At 38.2% G+C, this 26,256-nt stretch carries 18 protein-coding genes; 10 read left to right on the top strand and 8 right to left on the bottom strand.

Annotated features, from left to right (window positions below):
* Position 1: 1 nt before the first annotated feature.
* Positions 2–1,216: a pyridoxal phosphate-dependent aminotransferase gene (locus tag DPX34_RS09275; RefSeq protein ID WP_111978151.1), complete on the bottom strand. Its 1,215-nt coding sequence runs from the start codon at positions 1,214–1,216 to the stop codon at positions 2–4.
* Between the two features lie 508 nt (positions 1,217–1,724).
* Between DPX34_RS09275 and DPX34_RS09270 the strand changes: the two genes are divergently transcribed.
* Positions 1,725–2,516, top strand: coding sequence for a DUF2189 domain-containing protein (locus DPX34_RS09270; protein WP_111978150.1), 792 nt, complete (start codon positions 1,725–1,727; stop codon positions 2,514–2,516).
* A gap of 456 nt (positions 2,517–2,972) precedes the next feature.
* Here DPX34_RS09270 and yfaE read toward each other — a convergent pair whose 3' ends face one another.
* The 5 genes from yfaE to ubiG form a co-directional block, all read right to left on the bottom strand.
* On the bottom strand, positions 2,973–3,242 hold the full coding sequence (yfaE, locus tag DPX34_RS09260; protein ID WP_111978149.1) for a class I ribonucleotide reductase maintenance protein YfaE: 270 nt from the start codon (positions 3,240–3,242) through the stop codon (positions 2,973–2,975).
* Between the two features lie 17 nt (positions 3,243–3,259).
* Positions 3,260–4,390 carry a class Ia ribonucleoside-diphosphate reductase subunit beta gene (gene nrdB, locus DPX34_RS09255; protein WP_111978148.1) on the bottom strand — a complete coding sequence of 377 codons (1,131 nt, stop codon included), beginning with the start codon at positions 4,388–4,390 and terminating at the stop codon, positions 3,260–3,262.
* Positions 4,391–4,470: 80 nt separating this feature from the next.
* The gene (gene nrdA / locus DPX34_RS09250) at positions 4,471–6,744 is read right to left on the bottom strand and encodes a class 1a ribonucleoside-diphosphate reductase subunit alpha (protein ID WP_111978147.1); all 2,274 of its coding nucleotides are present in this window, start codon (positions 6,742–6,744) and stop codon (positions 4,471–4,473) included.
* Positions 6,745–7,091: 347 nt separating this feature from the next.
* Complete coding sequence (locus DPX34_RS09245; protein WP_111978146.1) at positions 7,092–7,790, bottom strand: HAD-IA family hydrolase; 699 nt, start codon at positions 7,788–7,790, stop codon at positions 7,092–7,094.
* Positions 7,774–8,490: a bifunctional 2-polyprenyl-6-hydroxyphenol methylase/3-demethylubiquinol 3-O-methyltransferase UbiG gene (gene ubiG / locus DPX34_RS09240; protein WP_111978145.1), complete on the bottom strand. Its 717-nt coding sequence runs from the start codon at positions 8,488–8,490 to the stop codon at positions 7,774–7,776. Before ubiG ends, DPX34_RS09245 begins: the two co-directional genes overlap by 17 nt.
* Before the next feature lie 272 nt (positions 8,491–8,762).
* Here ubiG and gyrA point away from each other — a divergent pair, with 272 nt between their 5' ends.
* The 8 genes from gyrA (at position 8,763) to pyrF (ending at position 17,556) form a co-directional block, all read left to right on the top strand.
* Positions 8,763–11,402, top strand: coding sequence for a DNA topoisomerase (ATP-hydrolyzing) subunit A (gene gyrA / locus DPX34_RS09235; RefSeq protein ID WP_111978144.1), 2,640 nt, complete (start codon positions 8,763–8,765; stop codon positions 11,400–11,402).
* Positions 11,392–12,477 (top strand): 3-phosphoserine/phosphohydroxythreonine transaminase, encoded by a 1,086-nt coding sequence (serC, locus tag DPX34_RS09230; protein ID WP_111978143.1) that lies wholly within the window; start codon positions 11,392–11,394, stop codon positions 12,475–12,477. The genes gyrA and serC overlap by 11 nt, the downstream gene beginning before the upstream one ends.
* Before the next feature lie 37 nt (positions 12,478–12,514).
* The gene (cmk, locus tag DPX34_RS09225) at positions 12,515–13,216 is read left to right on the top strand and encodes a (d)CMP kinase (protein ID WP_111978141.1); all 702 of its coding nucleotides are present in this window, start codon (positions 12,515–12,517) and stop codon (positions 13,214–13,216) included.
* A 109-nt stretch (positions 13,217–13,325) separates the two neighbouring features.
* Complete coding sequence (gene rpsA, locus DPX34_RS09220) at positions 13,326–15,002, top strand: 30S ribosomal protein S1 (RefSeq protein ID WP_111978140.1); 1,677 nt, start codon at positions 13,326–13,328, stop codon at positions 15,000–15,002.
* 85 nt (positions 15,003–15,087) lie between these two features.
* On the top strand, positions 15,088–15,369 hold the full coding sequence (gene ihfB / locus DPX34_RS09215; RefSeq protein WP_111978138.1) for an integration host factor subunit beta: 282 nt from the start codon (positions 15,088–15,090) through the stop codon (positions 15,367–15,369).
* A gap of 20 nt (positions 15,370–15,389) precedes the next feature.
* A complete protein-coding gene (locus tag DPX34_RS09210) occupies positions 15,390–15,686 on the top strand; it encodes a lipopolysaccharide assembly protein LapA domain-containing protein (protein WP_157964676.1) in 297 nt (98 codons plus the stop codon).
* A gap of 4 nt (positions 15,687–15,690) precedes the next feature.
* Positions 15,691–16,839: a hypothetical protein gene (locus tag DPX34_RS09205; RefSeq protein WP_111978135.1), complete on the top strand. Its 1,149-nt coding sequence runs from the start codon at positions 15,691–15,693 to the stop codon at positions 16,837–16,839.
* A gap of 6 nt (positions 16,840–16,845) precedes the next feature.
* Entirely contained in the window at positions 16,846–17,556 is a 711-nt protein-coding gene (pyrF, locus tag DPX34_RS09200) for an orotidine-5'-phosphate decarboxylase (protein ID WP_111978133.1), read from the top strand.
* 189 nt (positions 17,557–17,745) lie between these two features.
* Here pyrF and DPX34_RS09195 read toward each other — a convergent pair whose 3' ends face one another.
* The gene (locus DPX34_RS09195; RefSeq protein ID WP_111978131.1) at positions 17,746–19,866 is read right to left on the bottom strand and encodes a hypothetical protein; all 2,121 of its coding nucleotides are present in this window, start codon (positions 19,864–19,866) and stop codon (positions 17,746–17,748) included.
* Positions 19,867–19,979: 113 nt separating this feature from the next.
* Positions 19,980–22,619, bottom strand: a complete 2,640-nt coding sequence (locus DPX34_RS09190) for a pullulanase-associated domain-containing protein (RefSeq protein ID WP_111978129.1) — start codon at positions 22,617–22,619, stop codon at positions 19,980–19,982.
* A gap of 539 nt (positions 22,620–23,158) precedes the next feature.
* Between DPX34_RS09190 and DPX34_RS09185 the strand changes: the two genes are divergently transcribed.
* A complete protein-coding gene (locus tag DPX34_RS09185; RefSeq protein ID WP_111978128.1) occupies positions 23,159–26,197 on the top strand; it encodes a TonB-dependent receptor in 3,039 nt (1,012 codons plus the stop codon).
* Positions 26,198–26,256 lie beyond the last annotated feature (59 nt).

The following is a 26,256-nucleotide window of genomic DNA, read 5'->3' as shown; positions in this document are numbered from 1 at the left end:
TTTATTGACGATAGCTATGTAAAAAACGTTCTAGTTTATCAAATGCTTCAGACAATACTTCTACATGTGGTAGCGTGACAAGCCGGAAGTGATCGGGAGTTGGCCAGTTAAAACCGGTACCATGTACCATCAGGACTTTTTCTTGGCGTAAAAAATCAATGATCATTTTTTGATCATCTTTGATTTTAAATTTCTTTTGGTCTAATTTAGGGAAAATATACATTGCACCTAGTGGTTTAACACAACTTAGACCCTCAATTTGATTGACTCGCTCATAGGCGAATTGACTTTGCTCGTATAAACGACCACCCGGTACGATGAGTTCGTTTATACTTTGGTAACCTCCTAATGCGGTTTGTATCGCATGTTGACAGGGTACATTGGCACACAAACGCATTGAAGCGAGCATGTTTAACCCTTCAATATAATCAATCGCGCGATAAGTCGCTCCACTTAATACCATCCAGCCCGCTCTAAAGCCCGCTATACGATAATTTTTAGATAAACCACCAAACGTAACAACAAATAAATCATCAGCTAAACTGGCCGTTGGGTGATGTACTACATCTCCGTAAAGCACTTTGTCATATATTTCATCACTAAATACAATCAAATTATGTTTACGCGCGACTTCGAGTAACTCCAGTACCATGTTTTTATCATAAACCGCACCGGTGGGGTTATTCGGATTAATTAAGACAATCGCTTTTGTTTTTTCGGTTATACGACTTTCGATATCTTTAATATCGGGGTACCAATCAGCTTGTTCATCGCAAATATAATGAACCGGTTTACCACCAGATAAGGCAACAGCCGCTGTCCATAATGGGTAATCTGGAGCGGGTATGAGAACTTCATCTTCGGTGTTAAGTAAAGCTTGCATGGCCATAACAATTAATTCAGAAACGCCATTACCAATAAAAATATTTTCAATGTTGAGGTTATGGATATTTTTTTGCTGATAATATTGCATCACTGCAACCCGTGCTGAATAAATACCTTTTGAATCACAATAACCTTGTGATTGAGGTAAATTACGGATCACATCTTTTAAGATGTCGTCAGGGGCATCAAAACCAAAAGGAGCTGGGTTACCGATATTAAGTTTAAGAATTTTATGGCCTTCTTCTTCTAGGCGCTTCGCTTCTTTGGCCACGGGACCACGAATCTCATAACAAACATGTCTTAATTTATCGGATTGCTTTATTTCGCTCACTTTTGTTCCTAATGTTAAAAATTAAATAGAGGGTTCAATGTGCAAAACTAACTTAAGTCTAAGCTGATGTGAAGCTAAATATATAAAAAATATTATTTTTATTTCCTTCCCCCGTACCTGATTTTTTATCTGTGTATTTAGAACAATTTAACGTTATTTTCTATTTAACCTGACGGCAATGACTTTATTTTTCTATTCTTGGATTTTTATTTATGTAGTTACATTTTTATTACATATTAATTTAATCGCTTCTGTTTTCTAAGTTGCTGATTTTAAGTGTTTAAAGTGTTTTTAGGTATTCTGATCTAATTAAATTGTAAAAAATTGGTTACAAAAACTACAAAAATATAATTTTTAATCAATACTTAGTAATAAGAAACAAATTTTTAATTCGTAAATCTGTTTTGAATATTATCGTAAATGCTCTTTAAGCGAAAAAAGTCAGATTTTATGACTCGCCTAAATAAGAAGCACTAAAAACCATTTGGGATCAAAAGAGGAAGCAATTATGTCGCATGCTATGAGAAAGGAAAAAAACGCGCTGCATGATAATGAGCTCGGCCGTGTAATACCTTGTAACGAACTTGATTGGGGTGATCCTATTAAATGGCTTAAGCTTGGCCTAAATGATATGTTTAAAGCACCGCTTATCACGCTTTTTTATGGCATGGTGTTCTGTGTCATACCTATTTTAATTACTTACCTTGTATCATTAACCGATAATTATTTAGTTGCAGGACCTGCGGTAGTTGCATTTATGATGCTTGGACCTTTTTTAGCCGCTGGTTTATACGATGTCAGCTGGGAATTTGAAAAAGGCCACACGCCGTCATTATGGCATTCAATTTGTGCGATCCATCGTAATAGCGTGCATGAATGGGCATTTGCTATTTTACTGCTTGTTTCTATGATTTTTTGGTTACGTGTCGCCTCTATTATACATGCGTTATATCCACCCTATATCGGAGACGACTTTGTTGAGTTAATTCCCTTTTTATTAGTCGGTACCGGTGTAGGCGCATTACTGGCTGCATTTGTATTTACGATCAGTGCCTTTACTCAACCGACACTAGTTGAACGAAAAGTTGATTTAATGACGGCTGTATTAACTAGTATCAATGCTGTTTGGTCTAATAAAGGCGTTATGCTGTTTTGGGCTAGTATTATTGCGATTGGCGTTGCGATTGGTTTTGCGACCTATTTTTTAGCCTTTTTAGTGATAATGCCTTTACTTGGTTTTGCCAGTTGGCATGCTTATATTGATACCGTTGCTACTAAGCGAGAGCGTAAATATATGTAACAAGGATAAACATGATATACCCAAGTGACTTCAAGGTGCTGAATGACCATGTTGAAGATATTGGGTAATACCAATCCGTAATAATAAGAGCCCACTCAGCGAGCGTTTAAATGCGCTTAAATGAAAGAATAGTGGTGCTCTTTTGAGTTCGAGCAACACAGAGTAAGCGCATTTAAAACTCGCCTGAAAGGAATGCCCCAGCGGCTTTTGACCTGCGTTATCGGTATTTGAAAGGGAACAACCATTCCTGTACACCGACGCCTTGTTCAAAAACCGCTGGATGCATTCTGAGAGATCATTTATTTATATGGATTGGTATAAAATACGAATCTAAAAAGAGGTGTAAAAACCTCTTTTTTTTGGCTCTAAAGCGGCTGAATAATATCGTTAGTTAGTAGGTAATGTATTTGACGTAGTTAAGTGATCTAGATATCACTGCTAATGTAAGATAGAACGCTATTTACTATTTTGCTTCGCTGTTATTTTTAAATTGGTTTTAGGTGTACTGCAACAAGGCAAGAACTCCCCAGAACGAATAAATGCAAGTGGTTCTTTATGGTAGTGGATATCACCACTGACGAGTGGTGTGCGGCAGGCTCCGCAAAATCCATCTCGGCAATGATAGTGAACATTTAATTCTTGTTGTTCAAGATATTCTAAAATGTTCGTTTTTTTACTGTCGTTGAAGTCGTCCATGACTAACGTAAATTCTATTTCATCCGACATGGGTCGTTAAAGCTGGATTAAAGCTCAAAATCGTCAAATTCGTTTACATCAAACTCACTATCAATTTGCCCAACTAAATACGAACTAATTTCGGCTTCTTGAGGCGCAACTTGAACATTATCACTAACTAACCAAGAATTTATCCAAGGGATAGGGTTTTGATTTGTATTGAATATGCTAGGTAACCCAACACTTGACATTCGGCTATTGGTGATATATTCAACATATTGGCTTAATATATCTTTATTTAAACCAATCATCGATCCGTCTTTAAATAAGTATGAAGCCCACTCTTTTTCTTGTTCAGCTGCATTTTTAAAAATTGCGATTGCATCTTCTCTGCATTCTTTAGCAATTTCAGCCATTTCTGGATCATCTTCACCTTGTGCCATGATATTTATCATATGCTGAGTACCGGTTAAATGAAGAGCTTCATCACGTGCGATAAGCTTAATTATTTTGGCGTTACCTTCCATTAATTCACGTTCTGCAAAAGCAAAACTACAGGCAAAGCTGACATAAAATCGAATGGCTTCAAGTACATTAACCGCGACAACACACAAATAAGTTAGACGTTTCATTTCACGCTTGCTAACAACAATGTCTTTACCTTCAACATTGAAAGTACCTTCACCTTGAGTGTAATACAGTTGGCACATTTGGATGAGTTGATCATAGTAGTGAGATATATCATCCGCTCGTTTAATTATATGTTCATTAACAACGATATCATCAAATACAAGTCCCGGATCATTAACAATATTTCGAATAATATGGGTGTATGAACGACTGTGTATCGTTTCACTAAAAGCCCATGTCTCGATCCAAGTTTCTAATTCGGGTAATGATACTATCGGTAATAAAGCCACATTAGGTGAACGGCCTTGAATACTATCTAGCAGCGTTTGATATTTTAAATTACTGATAAAAATATGCTTTTCGTGCTCTGATAAACGCTGATAATCAATGCGATCTTTACTGACATCGACCTCTTCTGGACGCCAAAAAAAACTAAGCTGTTTTTCGATAAGTCTTTCAAAAATCGGGTGCTTCTGCTTGTCATAACGCGCGACATTAACTAAGTTGCCAAAAAACATTGGCTCGCGCATATAATCAGTATTTTTTTGGTTAAAGGTTGTATAGCTCATGGTTTAATCAGTTTACACTTCGATAGGTTTAAGAGGGTAAGCAAATAGCACTTTTGTGCTATTTGCTTTTTTAAGTCACGTTATATCTTACAAGCGCCGCCAGCGCAATCTTCTTCTTTTAGATCTTGTTGGGCATCTTCTGCACCATCACGTGTATTATGATAATACAATGTTTTAACACCCAGTTTATAGGCTAATAATAGATCGGATAGTAATTGCTTCATTGGCACTTTATTGCTTTCAAATTTAGTTGGATCGTAATTGGTGTTGGCCGATATAGCTTGGTCAACAAATTTTTGCATGATCCCAACTAATTGTAAGTAGCCTCTGTTTGATGGAATGTTCCATAACAGTTCATAGTTAAAGCGTAAGCTTTCAAACTCAGGCACAACTTGTTTTAAAATACCGTCTTTACTGGCTTTTACACTGATGAAACCACGTGGTGGTTCAATGCCATTAGTTGCATTGGAAATTTGAGATGATGTTTCAGATGGCATTAAGGCTGATAAGGTTGAGTTACGTAAGCCGTGTTCAACTATTGATTTTCTTAATGTTTCCCAATCCAAGTGTAAGGGTTCAGATACGATGCTATCGAGGTCTTTTTTGTATGTATCTATTGGCAAAATGCCTTTTGCATAAGTCGTTTCATTGAATTTAGGGCAGGCACCTTGTTCTTGAGCCAATATATTTGACGCTTTTAATAAATAATATTGAATGGCTTCAAATGTCTTATGCGTTAAATTATTAGCTGAACCATCTGAGTATCGAACGCCATTCTTCGCTAAATAGTAAGCAAAGTTGATTACCCCTACACCCAGTGTTCTGCGACTAATACTCGCGTTTTCAGCTGCAGGAATAGGATAGTCTTGATAACTCAATAAATTATCAAGCGCACGCACGGTTAAATGTGCTAGCTCTTCTAGTTCTGATAAATCACTAATAGCACCTAAATTGAAGGCAGAAAGTGTACACAAGGCAATTTCACCTTCTTCATCATGTACGTGATCAAGTGGCTTAGTTGGAAGTGCGATTTCAAGGCATAAGTTACTTTGTCTGACCGGTGCGACTTTTGGATCAAATGGACTGTGTGTATTACAGTGATCTACATTTTGTAAGTATATACGGCCGGTTGATGCACGCTCTTGAGCAAATAAACCAAAGAGTTCAGATGCTTTAATTTTGCGTTGGCGAATAGATGTATCTTGTTCATATTTTACATAGAGTGTTTCAAACTCAGTTTGATCAGCAAAGAAGGCTTCATATAAACCCGGAACATCTGAAGGGCTAAATAAGGTTATATGCTCATCTTTGATTAAACGTGTATACATTAATTTATTAAATTGCACGCCATAATCTAAATGTCTAACACGATTTTCTTCAACACCGCGGTTATTTTTAAGCACTAATAATGATTCAACTTCAAGGTGCCAAAGTGGGTAAAAAAGCGTTGCTGCACCGCCTCGAACACCACCTTGTGAACAACTTTTAACGGCTGTTTGAAAGTACTTGTAAAAAGGAATACAACCGGTGTGGTAAGCTTCGCCACTTCTAATTGTACTACCTTCGGCTCTAATTCGACCCGCGTTGATACCAATACCGGCGCGTTGACTTACATATTTTACAATCGAACTCGCGGTGGCATTAATTGAATCTAAGCTATCACCACATTCAATTAAAACACATGAACTAAATTGTCGAGTTGGTGTGCGCACACCCGCCATGATTGGGGTTGGTAATGAAATTTTAAAAGTAGAAATCGCATCATAAAAACGAGTGATGTAATCCATGCGAGTTTCTTGCGGGTATTTACTAAATAAACAAGCGGCAACCAACATATATAAGAACTGCGGGCTTTCAAAAATTTCACCTGTGACTCGGTTTTGAACTAGATATTTACCTTCTAATTGCTTAACGGCTGCGTATGAAAAGTTTAAATCACGAGTATGATCCATTACCGAGTTCATATGTTCGAACTCTTCTTTTGTGTAATCTTCTAACAGATGACGATCATAACGTTCAGCTTCAGTTAATGCGACAACGTGATCATATAAATGAGGAGGTTCAAATTGACCAAACGCACGCTTACGTAAATGGAAAATAGCTAACCGAGCGGCTAAATATTGATAATTAGGCGTTTCTTCCGAGATTAAATCTGCTGCTGATTTGATCAACGTTTCATGGATCGTGGCCGTATTAATATCGTCAAAAAATTGGATTTGCGATTTCATTTCTACTTGAGAAACCGAAACATTATCAAGATTTTTGGCTGCCCATGTTATCACTTGATGTATTTTTTCTAGATCCAGTTTTTCTTTTAATCCGTTTCGTTTTTTAACGAAAAGCTGCTCACTCATGATTACGCCTAATGTTGGTAAATATTATAATTTTAATTGGTTAAATAACGTCCCCTGAACCTCATGAAAATTAATTCTCATTAAAATGTCATACACAAGATGTAGGGTTAATTACTAATTTGACCACAAGATAATGAGGTTTTGATTGTAAAGCAAGATCCAACTTGCTTGTTAAATGAGCGTATAAAAACACAAAAATAATTTGTTAGTGCACACTCACTTTTAGACGCTAGTTTTTATAAGCTCAGCGACTTTGCAAACACTTATAAAAAAAAGTTTTTTTTGAAAAAAAAGGTTAGCAAATCGGGTGTTAGTTTAGAGTTAAAAGTAATAAGAATTTATTTGATTTATTTGCCTGCTTTTGCTTGTTCGTTTAATTTTCTTTGTATTAGCTTTGTTAAATCATGAGGGGTTTTTGTTAAAACATCAGCCTGCCAATCTTTTACAGGTAATAGATCTTTTGTATAACCCCATTCAGCCAGTACGGTATACATTTTTGCGGCATTACCTGCTTGAATATCGCGAACAGCATCGCCGACATACCAACATTTTTCAGGTTGTATATTCATTTTATTGGCAGCGTAAAGTACTGGAGCAGGGTGGGGCTTTCTCTCGGGTAGCGTATCGCCAGAAATTATCACTTTGCAGTTTTTAAGCGCTGAATATTGCACTGCTAATTGGTCAGTTAAATATCCCGGTTTGTTCGTCACGATTCCCCACGGTATTTTATTTATATCAAGCAAGTCGATAAGCTGTTCGATGCCATTAAAAAATACGGTTGATTTATTTATTTCAGCTTCGTAATGGTCTAAAAACTGTTGTCTAAGATCTTCAGTGATCAAGCTATCATATAACTCACCTAATCCAATTTTAAGCATGCCATACGAACCATGGGATGCTGAATCGCGGTACTCGTCATATGCTTTTGATGGTAAATTTAATGTCTTTAATAACTTATTGAGGGCATTACCTAAATCGTGAGCAGTATCAAGTAAAGTGCCATCTAAATCAAAAAGAACCGCGTCGGGTTTAAAGATTGTTTTCATTCGGTTTTCTCGCAAATAATAGGTAGTTAACGGCTAAATCATTATTTAAACTTGCACTTTTTGTGATTGGATTATAATGCAACCCTTTTGCGTCTTGTACCTTTAACCCATTTTGTTCAATCATCTTAATTAAGGCGGATGGTCGAATAAATTTATCATGTTCATGTGTCCCTTTAGGGACTAAATTGAGTATCTGTTCAGCTGCTACAATACCCAATAAGTATGATCTAAGTGTCTTATTTAAAGTTGAACAAAATAAATATCCGCCTGGTTTAACAAGTTTACAAGCCGCTGCAACGACAGATGCCGGATCTGGTACATGTTCTAGCATTTCCATACAAGTGACCACATCAAACATCTCAGAGTGTTCAATTGCAAATGGCTCGGCTGTTGTATATTGATAATTAATAGATAAATTTTCTGATTTAGCATGGAGCTTTGCCACCTTAATGGCTTGTTCCGCTGCATCAATTCCCGTTACAACGGCACCTTGTTGAGCCATTGAACTCGCTAAAATTCCGCCGCCACAACCAATATCAACGACGTTTTTGTTAAATAACCCGTTAGTATGCGTTTGTATGTAATGTAGACGACAAGGATTTATACGGTGTAAAGGGGCAAACTCTTGATCTTTATCCCACCAATTGTGTGCTATTTCGTCAAATTTAGCGACTTCTTGCAAGTCAATGTTATCGTTCATTATTTTATATTCCACCTTAGCTTGAACTTTATTATACGTGCGCGGCGAGCCGGTGCAATCAGGTAATTAAGGTTAATTCAGCTTGTTTTGTATAACATGGACTTAAAAAGTCCGCTTTTTTGTAAAAAATATAGCTATCTTTACAAATATTTTACATGGTTTGCAGTGATTATTGTGTTAGAATCTGCGCGCAAAATTTTTCGCGCGATCGTTATATTCGCGCATTAGAAGAAAAATCAAATAAAACAATTATTTAGGGATTAATCTGGTTTATGAGTGATTTGGCCAAAGAAATACTTCCCGTCAATATCGAAGACGAACTGAAAACTTCTTACCTAGATTACGCAATGAGCGTGATCGTAGGACGAGCTTTACCTGATGTGAGAGACGGTCTTAAGCCTGTACATCGCCGTGTACTATTTGCGATGAACGAGCTAAAAAATGACTGGAACAAACCATATAAAAAGTCAGCTCGTGTTGTTGGCGATGTAATTGGTAAATACCATCCACATGGCGATAGCGCGGTATATGATACGATTGTTCGTATGGCTCAGCCGTTTTCGTTACGCTATATGTTAGTTGATGGTCAGGGTAACTTCGGTTCTGTTGATGGCGATTCAGCTGCTGCCATGCGTTATACCGAAATAAGAATGTCTAAAATTGCTCATTCTTTATTGGCTGACCTTGAAAAACAAACCGTCAACTTTGTACCTAATTATGATGGTCAAGAACATATTCCAGAAGTGCTACCGACTCGAATTCCGAATTTATTAGTAAATGGTTCGTCAGGTATTGCTGTTGGTATGGCAACAAACATTCCGCCTCATAATTTGAATGAAGTGGTTAATGGTTGCTTAGCCATGATCGAAAACCCAGACATCACGATTGAAGAACTAATTGAGTATATTCCAGGTCCTGATTTTCCGACTGCTGCAATCATTAGTGGCCGAAAAGGTATTGAAGAAGCGTATCGAACGGGTCGGGGTAAAATTTATTTAAGAGCTTCAGCTGAGGTTGTCGTTAGTGACAATGGTCGTGAAACAATCATCGTTTCTGAAATTCCGTACCAAGTTAACAAAGCACGCCTAATTGAAAAAATGGCCGAACTTGTTAAAGAAAAACGCATTGAAAGCATTAGTGCTTTACGTGACGAATCTGATAAAGATGGTATGCGTATTGTTATTGAAGTTAAGCGCGGCGAATCGGGTGAAGTACTACTTAATCAACTTTATTCTCTTACTCAAATGCAAGTTGTATTTGGTATGAATATGGTTGCATTAGATAACTGTGAACCTAAGTTGTTTAACTTACGTGACATGATTCATGCATTTATTAATCATCGTCGTGAAGTTGTCACTCGACGCACGATTTTTGAACTTCGTAAAGCACGTGAACGTGCTCATTTACTCGAAGGTTTAGCGATTGCCCTCGCTAATATTGATCCGATAATCGAATTAATTAAAGCGTCTCCAAGCCCTGCAGAAGCTAAAAAAGGTTTAGTTGCTAACTCTTGGCAATTAGGTGATGTTTCAGATATGCTCGAACGTGCAGGTACCGATGCTGCTCGTCCAGAGTGGTTAGAACCTGAATTTGGTATACGTGATGGCCAATATTTCTTAACTGAGCAACAAGCTCAGGCTATTCTTGATTTGCGTTTACACAAATTAACCGGTCTTGAACATGAGAAAATATTAGAAGAATACAAAGCGCTATTAGATCAAATTGCTGAATTACTTCATATTCTTGCTAGTGCTGTACGGTTAATGGAAATTATCCGTGATGAGTTAGTCGCGGTTAAAGAAGAGTTTGGTGATGAGAGACGCACCGAAATATCGGCTGCTTCTCATGACATAAGCCTTGAAGATTTAATCACCGAAGAAGATGTTGTTGTTACCTTATCACACGAAGGCTATGCAAAATATCAACCATTAAGTGAGTATGAAGCTCAACGCCGTGGTGGTAAAGGTAAAGCGGCAACGAAGATGAAAGAAGAAGACTTCATCGAAAAACTACTTGTTGCTAATACCCATGATACGATTTTATGTTTCTCGACTCGTGGTCAATTATATTGGATGAAAGTTTATCAGTTACCTCTTGCTTCAAGACAAGCTCGTGGTAAGCCGATTATCAACCTTCTACCTTTAGACGAAAATGAGCGTATAACGGCAATTCTACCTGTGCGTGAATATGATGCTGACAAGTACATCGTCATGGCTACGGCTAAAGGAACAATTAAAAAGACAGCGTTAACTGAATATTCTCGTCCTAGAGCAAACGGTATCATCGCGCTAAATCTTAATGAAGGTGATGAATTAATTGGCGTGGATATTACGCACGGCGAAAGTGATGTTATGTTGTTCTCAAATGAGGGCAAAGTTGTTCGTTTCAACGAAACTCAAGTTCGTGGTATGGGCCGTACTGCGACAGGTGTTCGCGGTATGAAATTAGAAGAAGGGCAGTCTATTGTCTCTCTAATTATCCCTCACAATGAAGGCGAGATCTTAACCGTAACTGAAAATGGTTTTGGTAAACGTACGCCATTAGTTGATTATCCAGCTAAGAGCCGTGCGACTAAAGGTGTTGTTTCTATTAAAGTCAGTGAACGTAATGGCGCAGTAGTAGGCGCGGTTCAAGTTGAAGATAACGATGAAATAATGCTCATTAGCAACAAGGGCACCTTAGTTAGAACCCGTGTCAGTGAAGTTTCTACTGTTGGCCGTAATACACAAGGTGTTCGTTTAATTCGCACCGCTGATGATGAACGTGTTGTTGGTTTAGAGCGCATAGAAGAGCTTGATGAACTTGTAGCCACAGACGCTGATACTGACATTGAATCAGCAGACACAACAGTTGTTACCGACACTGAAGAACAAATTTCAACTAATGACTCAACCGATAGTAATGACGAATAAAATATATAACTTTTGTGCCGGTCCAGCTATGCTGCCGGCCGCTGTGATGCAGCAAGCTCAAGAAGAGTTTTTAAATTGGCAAGGTCTAGGTTGCTCGGTGATGGAAGTCAGTCACCGCAGTCCAGAATATATTGCAATGGCTGCTGAAGCTGAAGCGGATTTACGTGATTTATTGAATATTTCGGATGATTATGCTGTTTTATTTATGCATGCAGGCGGACGTGGACAGTTTTGTTCTATACCGATGAATTTGTTACCTGAAGGTGGCGTTGCTGATCATGTTATAACGGGAGCTTGGTCAGAAGGCGCCGTAGCAGAATGTAAAAAATACGGTCAAGCAAACATTATTTCAAATGTGACATACGTTGATGGTAAAAAAACGATCGCACCGCAATCTGAGTGGCAATTTAGTTCAGATGCTAGTTATGTGCATTATTGCCCTAATGAAACGGTAGACGGGGTAGAGTTTGATTTTGTGCCTAAAACGGATGCGCCATTAGTCGCCGATATGTCTTCTTGTATTTTGTCACGCGAAATTAATGTCAATGATTATGATTTGATCTATGCGGGTGCACAAAAAAATATTGGCCCAAGTGGCTTAGCGATTGTAATCGTTCGTAAAAGCTTGTTAGGCAAAGCCCGAGGTTATACCCCTTCAATTTTTGATTATCAACAGCAAGAGTCTTTTGATTCTATGCTTAACACGCCGCCTACTTACGCCTGGTATTTAGCCGGGCTTGTTTTCAAGTGGTTAAAAGCGCAAGGTGGAGTGGCGGCTATAGAGAAACAAAATATAGCAAAAGCCGAACTTTTATATGATGTCATCGATAACGGTGAATTTTATGAAAGTCGGGTTGTAAAAGCACACCGCTCAAGAATGAATGTCCCATTTTACCTTAAAAATGAATCACTCAACGATTTGTTTTTAAAAGAGGCTAAGCAAGCGGGTTTAGTGGCTTTAAAAGGTCATCGTTCAGTCGGCGGTATGCGCGCAAGTATTTATAATGCAATGCCTTATGAAGGTGTAAAAGCGCTCACGGATTTCATGCTCGATTTTGCTAAAAAGCATGGTTAGTGTGGATTGACGAAAATAAAGAATAAATGAGGTAGTAATGACTGACATATTTCCCGTTATTACAGTCGATGGCCCAAGCGGGGCTGGTAAAGGAACAGTAAGTAAACGTATAGCACAACAGTTAGGTTGGCATTTTTTAGATAGCGGCGCTATTTATCGGGTGCTTGCTCTTGCGGTTGTTCATCATGATATGGATCCGACGGATGAAGGTTCTTTAGTCTCACTTGCTGCCCATTTAGATGTTAGCTTTGCTAATGATGAAGACACTGATGAGACACGCGTTATCTTAGAAGGTGAAGATGTCTCATCCGCTATTCGCACTGAAGAAGTTGGTGCCGTCGCTTCAAAAGTGGCTTCATTACCTCGAGTTCGCGAAGCATTATTACGACGTCAGCGTGCATTTCGTGAAGCACCTGGTTTGGTTGCTGATGGTCGCGATATGGGAACGGTTGTCTTTAAACAAGCGGAAGTTAAGATTTTCTTAACTGCTTCTGCCGAAGAGAGAGCGAAAAGACGCTACCTTCAGTTGAAAAATAAGCACCCAGAGGTTACACTTGAACGTCTTTTAAGCGATATTCAAGCGAGGGATGAACGAGACTCTAATCGGTCTGTAGCGCCTTTGGTGCCTGCAGATGATGCGTTTATTGTTGATTCTACTCAAATGAATATTGACGAAGTGATTGAAATTGTTCTGGATTTTGCCATGAATAAGCTCAATCAAGATGACCTTTCAGCTTAATACTCATAATAGATTAAGCTGAAAATTTTAGTGGATTAGGATGATCTGCTTACCTAAATAACCCTGGTGCGTTTGGATGCAATCCAGTTAATCATTAAAACTGTATATAATGACTGAAAATTTTGCTCAGCTTTTTGAAGAAAGCTTATTAACTATCGAAACTCGTCCTGGTGCAATCGTTAAAGGCACTATCGTAGCAATTCTTAAAGATGTTGTCTTAGTTGACGCTGGCCTTAAGTCGGAAAGTGCTATTCCTGTTGAACAATTCACTAACCATACTGGTGAAGTTGAAGTAAACGTTGGCGATGTAGTAGACGTTGCATTAGACGCTGTTGAAGATGGTTTCGGTGAAACGTTATTATCGCGTGAAAAAGCGAAGCGTCATGAAGCTTGGTTACGTTTAGAGAAAGCTTGTGAAGATTCAGAAATCGTTAAAGGTTATGTATCTGGTAAAGTTAAAGGTGGTTTCACTGTTGAAGTTGAAGGCATCCGCGCATTCTTACCTGGCTCACTAGTTGACGTTCGCCCAGTTCGTGATACAAGTCACATCGAAGGTGCAGAATTAGATTTCCGCGTAATTAAATTAGACCAAAAACGTAACAACGTTGTTGTTTCACGTCGTGCTGTTATTGAGCAAGAGTCTAGTGCAGATCGCGAAGAGCTATTAAGCAAATTAGAAGAAGGCATTGAAGTTAAAGGTATCGTTAAGAACCTTACTGATTACGGTGCATTCGTTGACTTAGGCGGCTTAGACGGTTTACTACACATTACTGATATGGCTTGGAAACGCGTTAAGCACCCAAGTGAAATTGTTAATGTTGGTGACGAGATTGACGTTAAAGTTCTTAAGTTTGATAAAGAAAAATCACGTGTATCATTAGGTCTTAAGCAATTAGGTAGCGATCCATGGGCTGAAATTGCAGCTCGCTTCCCTGAAGGTGCTAAGCTAAGTGGTCGTGTGACTAACTTAACTGATTACGGTTGTTTTGTTGAGATCCAAGAAGGCGTTGAAGGTTTAGTTCACGTTTCTGAAATGGATTGGACTAACAAAAACATCCACCCATCTAAAGTTGTTAACTTGGGTGACACTGTTGAAGTTATGGTTCTTGAAATTGACGAAGAACGTCGTCGTATTTCATTAGGTCTTAAGCAATGTAAACCTAACCCTTGGGAAGAGTTCGCTAAGAACTTCGCTAAAGGCGATAAAGTTTCTGGTAAGATCAAGTCAATCACTGACTTCGGTATCTTCATCGGTCTTGAAGGCAACATTGATGGTTTAGTTCACTTATCTGACATTTCTTGGAATGCATCTGGCGAAGACGCTGTACGCACATACAAGAAAGGTGAAGAACTTACCGCTGTTGTTTTACAAGTTGACGCAGAACGTGAGCGCATTTCATTAGGTATTAAGCAAATTGATGAAGATCCATTTACTAAGTACCTGACGGATAACAAAAAAGGTGCTATCGTTAATGGTAAAGTTACTGAAGTAGATGCTAAAGGCGTAACAATTGAGTTAGCTGAAGGTGTTGAAGGTTACTTACGTGCTGGTGATATTTCACGTGAACGTGTTGAAGATGCATCAACTGAATACAGCGTAGGCGATTCAGTAGAAGCTAAATTCACAGGTGTTGACCGTAAGAACCGCGTTGTTAGCTTATCAATTAAAGCTAAGGACGAAGCAGAAGAGAAAGCTGCATTAGAAACTGTTAATCAACAACAGGATTCTGGTACTTTCACTAATGCGATGGCAGAAGCATTTAAAAACGCTCAAAAAGGCGAATAATGCTGTTAAGGTGGAAGTTTAACTTCCACCTTACTTCCCATCCTTCAGTAAACAAAATCCTATTTGTTATTGAACTGGAGGTTATATGACCAAATCTGAACTGATCGAGCAATTAGCAGAGCAATATCCACATATCCCTTTTAAAGATCTTGAAACGAGTGTTAAAGAGCTTTTGGAATATATGGCACAATCCTTAGCGAAAAATGAACGCATTGAAATACGTGGTTTTGGCAGTTTTTCATTGCATTATCGTGCGCCTAGGCTAGGTCGAAACCCTAAAACGGGTGACAGCGTTGAATTAGAGGGTAAATATGTTCCTCATTTCAAGCCCGGTAAAGAACTCAGAGATCGCGTTAATATTACTTAACGATTATTCAGGTATTATCTGTGAAAAAATTAGTTACGTTTTTTACGTTAGCTGCTGCTATCTTGGTATCAGTGTGCGTTTTGATTATATCTAGTCAAAATGCACAACTTGTTTCTCTAAACTATATTCTTGCTAAGCAAAATTTAGTTTTATCTCAGGTATTAAGTCTGTTTTTCTTTATAGGCTTTGTTGCTGCCTCAGTAGGGTGGTGGATATTACTCACTAAAGCTAATTTTAAGCTTTTTCAAAATAAACGTAAATTGACTAAGCTGCAAAATGAAAACGAACAATTGCGGATCCAACTTAAAGATCATTAATTAAATGCCTGAATTATTATTTTTACTATTGCCCGTTGCCGCCTTATACGGCTATGTAATGGGGCGCAATAGTTTTAAACAAGCTCAATTACGCCAACATGAAAAGATAAATCAAAATTTTTTATCTGGCTTAAATTTATTTTTAAATAATCAACGTGATAAAGCGATAGATGTTCTCATTGAGAATTTGGAAGTTAATAATGAAACGTTTACGACACATGTCGCGCTTGGTAAATTATTTAGAGCTAAAGGAGAGAATGATCGTGCGATCAAAATTCACCAATTTTTAGCCAAGCAAGATGCACTTAGTCCCTGTCAACGCCGAATGTCGATATTACAACTTGCCAAAGATTTTATCGATTGCGCTTTATACGATCGAGCAGAAGCGTTATTAAAACCATTGGTCGATGATGCTGAGCTTGAATATGAAGCTAAGACCTTACTTTCTCGTATCTATCAAACCTATCGCGATTGGCAACCCGCTTACGATATTTTAGTTAATGTTGAATCTCAAGATGGCGATAACCTCGATAATACACGCGCATATTTATTATGTGAGTTAGCTGAAAAATTAGAAGGTAACTCTCGAAAAGCTCAGTTAGTTCGTGCGGTTGAGTATGATGTCACCTGTGCAAGGGCTTATCTTGCATTGATTGATTTTGCATTGTCTGAAAGTCAGGTTAAACAGGCGCAAGATTATGCTTATGCATTAGTCGATAACAGTATTGATTTTGTACCTGTACTCATTCCACTTATTGATGACATTTTTATTGATAAAACTGACCAACTTCACTTTTTACAATATACCGACAAACTCGGCTCGAGTACTGCCATCGTTGATAAAATTGCACAATTGCAATTACAGCTGCAAACGCCTTCTGCTGCGAGAAAAACACTTGTAGCCATGTTAGAAGAACATGCGACTATACGTGGTTTTGCGAGTTTAATGGCAGTAAATGCTAAGCAAATTGATGTTGAGCCTGCTCGTTCAATGATGCAAAGTTTGCAAAGCATGGTGGTTAAAAAAATTGAACAATTGCCTGATTATGAATGTGGGCAATGTGGCTACCAAGGTAGTTTTTTATTTTGGCAATGTCCTCGGTGTAAACACTGGGGAAGCGTAAAGCCAATTAAAGGTTTAACCGGAGATTAAATAGTTCTGATGATTGAAAATAGTTCACGTATTGTTGTTGCCCTTGATTATAACAACGAACAAGATGCACTTAATTTAGTTAATAAAATAAAGCCTGAGCAATGCCGCTTAAAAATAGGTAAAGAAATGTTTACTTATTTTGGTCCCTCTTTAGTGGGTAAGTTAGTTGATAAAGGCTTTGATGTATTTCTTGATTTAAAGTTTCATGATATCCCCGCCACTACGGCTAAAGCCTGTGTTGCCGCTGCTAACTTGGGTGTATGGATGGTTAATGTTCATACGAGTGGCGGCGAAGTTATGATGCGCACTGCACAAGAAGCGTTACAGAAGGTTAATGGGCGAAAACCATTGTTAATTGGTGTAACCGTATTAACGAGTATGGATCAGTCAGATTTAAATGGCTTAGGCATTCTTAAGACACCTCAAGAGCAAGTTTTAGCATTAGCCACATTAGCTAATCAAAGTGGCTTAGATGGGGTTGTATGCTCAGCTCAAGAAGCAAAAATGTTGAAAACTGAAATAGGCGAGCATTTTAAGTTAGTCACCCCTGGTATCAGACCTGTTGGGGCTGATGTAGGTGATCAAAAACGGATCATGACGCCCGAAATGGCGGTAAAAGATGGTGCTGACTATTTAGTTATTGGGCGACCTATAACACAAGCTGCCGATCCTTATAGCGTATTAGAGCAAATAAACGAATCATTAAAAAATAATTAATATACTCATCTTCAAAAAATTATGAAGTTCCACATAAACCTTCAATACACTTGTGATACTTGATAATAGATTAACAACGGCCTTGAATAAGTTTATGGTTTTATTCTAAGGCCGTATAAAAAAGTTAATTTATCCAGTATGTTACACAAAACGTGTTAAGGGGGAGCTGATTTTCTATCTTAAACTTATTCAACTTCCTAAACATGTTACTTTTTCAACTATATATGCTCCAGTATTGCTACTAGTATTCCATTTGTAATCTTTAAAATATGTATAAGGAGTGCCGTAATATTTATAGTTTACATATTTAGTTTTTAAATCTTTATAACTCCTATAACCTTCAGATTGACACCACTTTAAAACCGATGTTTTTAGCATATTATCATTATACTTGTATCCTATATTGCTTCCTTTTTTAATGTTATAGTAAACTTTTTCTCCTTTAATAGCGTTTTGAGAAAAGGATTCGCAATAGATCTTTGTTATAATATCAAATTTTTGCCCTCCGTAAGTTCGCCAAATCCCTGAAGAATAAAAATAATGGCCTGCACCATAGGAAGTTTTAGAGTAATAATTGTATGCATCTTCATGGCCATGCTCAATACAATACTGCTTGACGGTTTTAAATGCAGGGTACCAGCTACTAGAGCCTAGTATTAGGTTGTTATATTTAGGCGCTTCATAGGAGTATATAAAAGCAGAGCTGCCATCTACAGAGGTATTGACTCTTGATGAAGATGAATCACTATTAAAGTATCTTCCAGCAGCATCACTTACAATTTTGACTGATACATCAAAAGACCCTAATCCCCATTGGTGCATTACTGTTTCAGTTTGCTGTACTGGTAATGTTAAGTTTTGTTGTTGCCCATTTCCCCAATTTACAACTAATGTAACATCCGCCTCAAATGGGTAACATTTCCTTGTCCCAGTTATTAGAAAGCCTTCTTCATAATTTTGATTGGGCGGTAAAGATAGTTTTGGGGTGAAAATATTTGAATTTCCATTTAAATCTTTAAAGTAAATATTTTTTCTATAAAATTTTCTTTTACCTCGTTTTATTTCAGCCCAGTTACTCAAATTCAGATCAATGCTTTTAGTTATCGTTTTTCCTAATATCCCAAGGCCTACATAAGCCTCTATTTCAGCGCTGACATCGAATAATGACGCGGTAATATGGTCATTTTTGCCATCATTATTTCCATCTGAACACATTGTGCCATTATAGTAATAATATCTTATTGGGAGGGCTAGCTTTATACCTGCTTGAGCATTCGCTATATCAAAATATTCATAAATGTCTAAGTCAATAGTTGCTTGGGGTTCTACATATGGTGTTAAAATAGCTTCCACTTGCACTTCATAAGAGTCATCTGTAACTCTCGTATATTCAAAGTTGAATTCATTTGAATTTTTTTGACAAGATTTCCTGTCACATGTCCATTCTATATTTATATTTCCCTCTGCTGTATAATTTGAGTTAAAGCTTGCTGCTGCTGTAAAATCCAAGTTTACGCCATATTCAATATCGAATTTTGCATCGATGTCGTAGTAAACAAAATATATCCATCCACTAACCACGTCAGTATCAAAAATATTAATAGTATCATTGAATAACTTTGACGATACAGTATAGTTTGCTTCGCCAAAAGCACTTAGCTTAGCTTGTAACTCTGCTGAAAGTTCCGCTTTTAAGCTTTTGACACTTACATTGTATACAAAGCCGCAACGACTCCTTCGTCGGTAATTAACGGTTATATTTAAGCCACCCTCAACCTTAATTGATGTGGATAAAGTTCCTGAAGTATTATTAGAGTTTAAATCTTTACTTTTATTTTTAGTGATGTTGATATTTGTATTTGTAGTTTTTGTTCTGTTAACTACTTTTTTTGAACAAAAACTCGCAGCTCTTACTTCCCCTGATAGGCCAAATGCACTATTCATCGCTTCTATGTCAATGACCATCCTATCAAATTTTTCTTCTAACTGTTCATCAGTAAGGTTCCAATTACTATAACCTTGCTGCTCTAAAATTTCACTTTCGAGTTCGAATGGTAAGTTAGCGTCTAATACACCCTGCAAAGAGTCTAATATAACGACAACTTTATTATTTGAGCTTGCAATATTTGCATTATTTGAACTATAAGTCCCATGATTTATGTAAGGGTCATCATCATCCTTAAAAATTTCTTGATGCTGTAAATTAGATATTGCGAGCTTCTTATGAGATGTATTTAATTCTTTAGCTGATAAGCTAAATGTTGTAAGTATAGAGAGTATTGTAAAATAGAGCAGTATTGTTAATTTCATGATTATTCCTTTTTATTTTTCCTTTATAATAAGGGGTTTATTTTTTTACAAAAAAACCTCGCATAATTAATGCGAGGTTTATAGTTCTTATCTCAATTAAGCTATTATTTTACTTACTGGGCTGTAGTAACCGTTAATACTTTCGTTACATCATTAAACGAGAATATGTAATCACCAGCTGGTTCTTGGAAGCTAATATCAGTACTGTCACTGCCACCTGATAACTGTTTAGGCTCGCCTAATGTAATCAAGTTATTATCTGAATCAGCTGCAATACCATAGTTCACTCCAAATGCACCACCCCAATCAGCATCAGCTATCTTGAAGAAGCCTGGCCCTGTTGTTGTAAGCGTACTTGTGAATGTATGACCCGCTTCAGTTGGATTTTGGTCATCAGTCGCCACAAAGTTCAAGCGCATTGTTTCATCCGCTGCCCAATCGCCTGTACCGTAAATACCACCACGAATATAGATAGGCACTTCTTTAACTGATAACACGCCCTCACTGCCGTTATAATCAATTGAGAATTGATATGCAGTTGATGTTGTAGGTGTAACGCTGATGTTACCGGCTGCATCTGGACCAACATTAGTTAATGGAATTGATTCTGCACCAGCCGTAAACGCGTCGCCACCTTTATCTACTGGGCCACCCCAAGCTTGATTTGCAAACTTAAAGTTATGAGTGCCGTTCGCTTCTAAACCATATATAACAGAATAAGTACGCGTTTCTGCATCCCAAACAATTTCGTCTTCGTCAGGAGCTGGATCACCCCAACCAGTCATCGTGCCTCGGATGAATACAGGATCAACGCCTAGCGGTGCAGCCTGTACAACTTTTAATGTTGGGTTAGTTACAGCGGCTGAACTTACTTCAGTTGCTGGTTCTGAATAATCAATAATAAAGTCATAAACACCTTCAACAGCTGGTGTGAATGATATATTACCTGAACCACCAACAACCGTATCAACAGCTACGCCTGCTACTAAATCAGTGTCGGTTGCAGTAGCTAAAGTATATTGTGCCTTAACATCTGCAATCGCAACATTAACCGTACTGGTCGTTAATGTTAATTGTGCTTTATAACGGTCATTACCGATATATTCAAACTCAACATCTGCATCACCAACAGTTAACACAGGGAACGCCGCAACAGGTACTGTGTTTACCACAAGTGAATTAGCTGCTGGATCTGATGCGTCCATCACAAATTGGTAAATGGTATTTTCGGTCATGGCAAGCGCCATGTGAGTAGCAACATCTGCACCTACAGTAAGTGAGAATGGTGTCACTAATGCAAGTGGGTCTTGATCGGCTATACCACCAAATGTAGTTGCTTCAGTCATTTCTGTATCAGCAATTTGGAATTCATGATTTACTGTATTCGTTGCTGTGTCAATTTCAGCACCGGCTGGGTGAGCACCATAAGCAAAATTTAAGCGATAGATTGATGTATCACCCATTTGTTTATATTCAAAGGCGGTCGTAGAATTGTCTAAATTGAATACATCATTATATCCACCACGTAAATGCAGTGGAGTATCAGCAGAAGGTGTGTATAGAGTTACACATTTTGAGCTCACATCAATTGTACCTTCACCAACCGCTATTGTGCCAGCAGGGCAAGAGTCTTGTAAATCAACGCCTATACATGCATCGCCCGCCTCGTTAGGTTCGGTGCCCCAAGCACATAATATAGAACCGCCTGCGGCCGCACCCAAGTATGGATGTTGGTTAGCTAAAAGTTCGCCATCAAAGTTGTTTGATGCGAAACCATCTTGCCAGAAAGCCGTTTTATTTACATTGTGATAAACCAAGTTGCCAGAATCGCCAAGTGGGATAGCCCCATCAACACTGCCTGTAAATTTAGACGGATCGCCAATTGTTTTGTTATAAACAATTAAGTTTCCGCATTTATCATGGTCTGGTATTAAAGGCATGACCCAGTAAGCACCATAATTATCATCTATACCCGCAGCTACTTGGCCTGTGCCCCATGCTGTTTCGCTTTGATAAGAAGGCTTACAGTTACCCTCATTCCAAGCATGGATAGTCCAATCTTTATAAAGGTCGACATTATCGCCGCCGGTAACATGATCTTTATTACGGTAATAAATAACCGCTTCTGAATCATTACCAATATATACGGGATCAGGTTGCTCTTCTGCTAATGGATTTATTTCAGGGATCACACACGCAAAATTACCTGTCTCATCTTCGATTTGATAATTTGAACAGGTTGTGGGTGGTGTGTAACAAATTTCTTGATTGTCCATTGCTGGCGTTGCTAGGCCTGCTTTATTCAAGCGTTCTGAGGTCCCCATATAGCTAGCAATCGTTAAGTTATCAAACCAGCTATCAAACCAGCTTGAGAAATTTTCACCAAAAATTGCGTCTTGGCCGCGGCTTATTAGATCTGCTTTTGCTTCTCTTTTCTTATCTGCCTGAATTGCTTTCTCGGCTAAGGTTAAACCAAGAATGGGGAACATGTCAGTTGATTCTAACCATGTTTCAAAGTCGTTATTGCCGCCACCTGATTGATAAGTAGCATAAGCTGTTTGTAAGGCATTATTCTCGGTCGCAGTTAATGCATAAAAATCTTGATTAACGATTTCAACTGTTTGTGGGTTAGGACACCACAAACCTAGTTCATCGCTAGTTTGTTTTGGCGGTAAAGTTTCAGAACCACAGCCCGCTAAGGTTGCAGTGGTAGCTAACGCAACAAGCGAAAGCGGCTTTAATTTAAAATTCATGGGTTCGTAACTCCATTAAATCTAGTGACTGGTATAAGTCGCATTACTAACACTACCTACTATATAGAGTATGTGTGAATGCTCCCCTTTGATTTACTCCCTATTTCTTTGCTTACTCTCTAAGAGTGAAGCGCCATTGCCAAATGAAGAAACAGGCTAACTACCTACCAAATTTTAGATTTCGAATTTTGATAATGCTGTGTGTACACTATCTAACACCTCTAATTTAAACAACATGTTTGCAATTTTGCTACATTTAATACGCTTAAATTACCATGAATACGTATTCATAACTTTATGCATACCTGTATGCATACCTGTATGCATCGTTTTGATGAGACTCAATAGTAAAATCAGGTGCTTAGATGGAATGTAAATGAATTGTTATGAATACGTATGCGTTGACTTGTTTAATTTTTGTCTTGCACTAATATTTAGCTCGTTGCCAAACATTAACTACCCATAATTTTGTATTTCGAACATTTATGTTGTTGTACGTTCAAAAAACTAAAACAAACTAAATTGTTTGAGGAAGATACATGAAACAGTTCAAGCCAAGTGCGCTTTCGATAGCGCTATTGCTAGGTGGAGTGCAGGTTTCAGCATTACCACTATTAGCTCACGCTGCTGATGCAGAAGAAAACACTGCAACTGCTGACGAAAGTACAGAAGTAATTGAAGTGCGCGGTTTCCGTCGTAGTTTGATTGAGTCTATCAATACAAAGCGTTTCTCTGATACGGTTGTTGAAGCTGTATCTGCTGATGACATTGGTGGTTTACCTGATGTCTCTATAGCTGATGCATTATCGCGCTTACCGGGTGTGACGTCTGTACGTCAAGGCGGTCAATCAAGTGAATTAAATATTCGTGGTTTATCAGGTGATTTCGTATTTGCTACCTTAAATGGTCGTGAAATTGTAACGGACCAAGGCGGTCGTTCAGTCCAATTTGACCAGTATCCTGCCGAATTAATTAGTTCTGCCCAGGTATACAAATCACAAAAAGCGTCACTTGTTGAAGGTGGGGTTGCGGGTAGTATTAACCTTGATACGATAAATCCTCTTAATAGTGAAAAAGATCATTCTGTTAATTTCCAGGGGCGTTTAAGTTTTAACGATTCAGCGGAAGACCATCCTGATGCAAATGCATTTGGTAATCGTTTTAGTATCTCTTACCAAGGTAAATTTCTAGATGAAACGCTAGGTGTTGGGCTTGGTTATGCACGCTTAGTCCAACCTAAAATTTCGACTCAGTTTGTAAACTACAACCCTGATTTTGAACGTGTTCCTTATGATGGGGTTGCGGGTGAATGTAGACCTGACGAAATTGATGAAACTGTTGAACATTGTGATTATTTATACGTGCCAACGGGCTTTGAGCTGATGGCGCGTGGCGGTGAAGAAGTCCGTAACGGTTACTTAGGTACGGTTACCTGGTTACCATCAGATAATCTAAAATTAAAAGCGGATGCTTTTTATTCAAAATTTGATTCAGAGTCATATGACCGTGGTTTCCGCGTTAATGGTTTAAATGCGATGCTTAATGGTAATATTGCCTTTGAAAACCCTGTTATTGTAAATAACGCTATTGTGGGTGGTAGTTACTACCGCGACCAATCAGGAACCGCCATTAATGCGCCGTATGAAGGCTCAAGAACGCCATTAACCATACAAACTCAGTCAGATGATGCAACATTAGACAGTGAAATTTTATCACTTGGTTTTAATGCTGAATGGACGCAAGACAGTTATGTGGTTAAATTTGATGCGTCACATTCATCTGGTGAATCATTATTAAAAGATGAAGTTGTTCGCTTGGTTGTATTTGATGATGCAAATGCTGATTTACCGATTGCCACCGATGATTTTGTTATTAACTATGAGCTAAATGGTTTAGAGCTGCCTTCAATTAGCCTAAACCCTAATATGGCTAAAGCATTGTCAGATCCAAATCGTTCAATGGTGGGGAACTTAGAAAAATACCCAACGTATGAATCAAATGAAGCGAATAACGTCAAAGTTGATGTTAAATTTGATATAGACAATGAATACATTTCAGCGATTGAAACCGGTGTTCGTTGGGCTGAGCGCAGTTACGACAAATACAAAAATGTTTATCGTTATGGTCAACAAGATGAAAAACTGCAGCGTAATGGTCGCTATGTCGCTGAATGGGACTTAACTGATCCTGAAAACCCTGTTCCAGTTGAAATGTATAAGCCTTATAAACTGTCTGACGGCGAATATGAGGTGGTTAATTTAGGTGGCGAATTTTCTCGATACCCATCTTTCTTAGCCATTGATAACGCTTATATCGAGAAAACTTGGTTACAAGGTGAAGACACAACGGCTATTTTTGATTGGCGCCATAGCTGGACGCTTGTACAAGAGTCTAACTCGGTACAAGAAGAAACCTTCGCCGCCTATGTTCAAGCAAATATTAACGCTGAATTTATGGATATGCCGGTAACCGGTAACTTTGGTGTGCGAGTTGTTCGTTCAGAACAAAAAGCCAACGGTTTACAGTTAGCAGCTTCGGAAGAAGATGCGGTTTGTATTCGTGATGGTCGATTTGATGAAAATGATCCAACAACGATGCCTGAAATTGCTTGTACGTTTGCTCAGGTTACTCAAGGTGATACTTATACTGACGTGCTTCCTTCACTTAACTTGAATTTCCAAGTAGCAGAGAATGATCAAATTCGTTTTGCCGCGGCTAAAGTATTAGCCCGTCCAGACATGAATGAGATGGCTGTATCGGGTAGCTGGACATACAAAAAAATAAATGATGAGTTCGATGCAAACGGAGATGAGCTTCACCAAGCCGATTTAACCTCGACGTCTAGCCCATTACTCCAACCGTTTTATGCAAACCAGATAGATGTATCTTATGAACATTACTTCACCGAAACTGAAGGTGCATTTGTAGCCGCTGTTTTCTATAAAGATATTGAATCAATTGTTCAAGAGTTCACTGCTGAGAATTATGACTTTGTTGCTGCGGGCATTGATATGCCTGAAACGTACATTGATCCAGATGGCGATTTACAGAACTTAGTACCTGGTGACTATAAAGCTAAATTCAATAATGGACAGGGCGGTTATATCCGCGGTTTAGAATTTGCCTATACACAAACCTTTAGCTTTTTACCGGGTGCGTTATCTGGCTTAGGTTTTAGTGGTAACTTCTCTTACACACAAAGTGAATTAGAGAACTCGCTCTCAATTGGTGGTGTTGAAAGAACTACGCCACTTCCGGGGCTTTCTAAGCGTGTTTGGACGGGCGCATTATTTTATGATTACGAAGATACTTTCTCGACTCGTATTAATGCGCGTTACCGTGATTCTTATTTAGGTGACCAAATCGCTGTGGGGAATTCACAAACGGCATTCTTTAAAGAAGAGTTAATTTTAGATTACCAAGCTTCATATCAAATTACGGATGAAGTTCAAGGTGTTTTATCAATTAACAACTTAACAGATGAGCCCAATGTATCTTACTTTGGTGAGCAATATAACACCGGTACGATCCAGTATTTTGGTCGTCAATTCTACTTTGGTGTTAATGTTAAAATGTAACGCTTAGTTGTATATATACTCTAATAATTAAAGGTACATAAAATATTAGAGTATCAAGC

Source organism: Algibacillus agarilyticus, from assembly GCF_003286125.1.
Lineage (GTDB): Bacteria > Pseudomonadota > Gammaproteobacteria > Enterobacterales > Alteromonadaceae > Algibacillus > Algibacillus agarilyticus.
The sequence above is the reverse complement of the archived record's forward strand: the minus strand, read 5'-3'. Positions and strand labels throughout refer to the sequence as shown.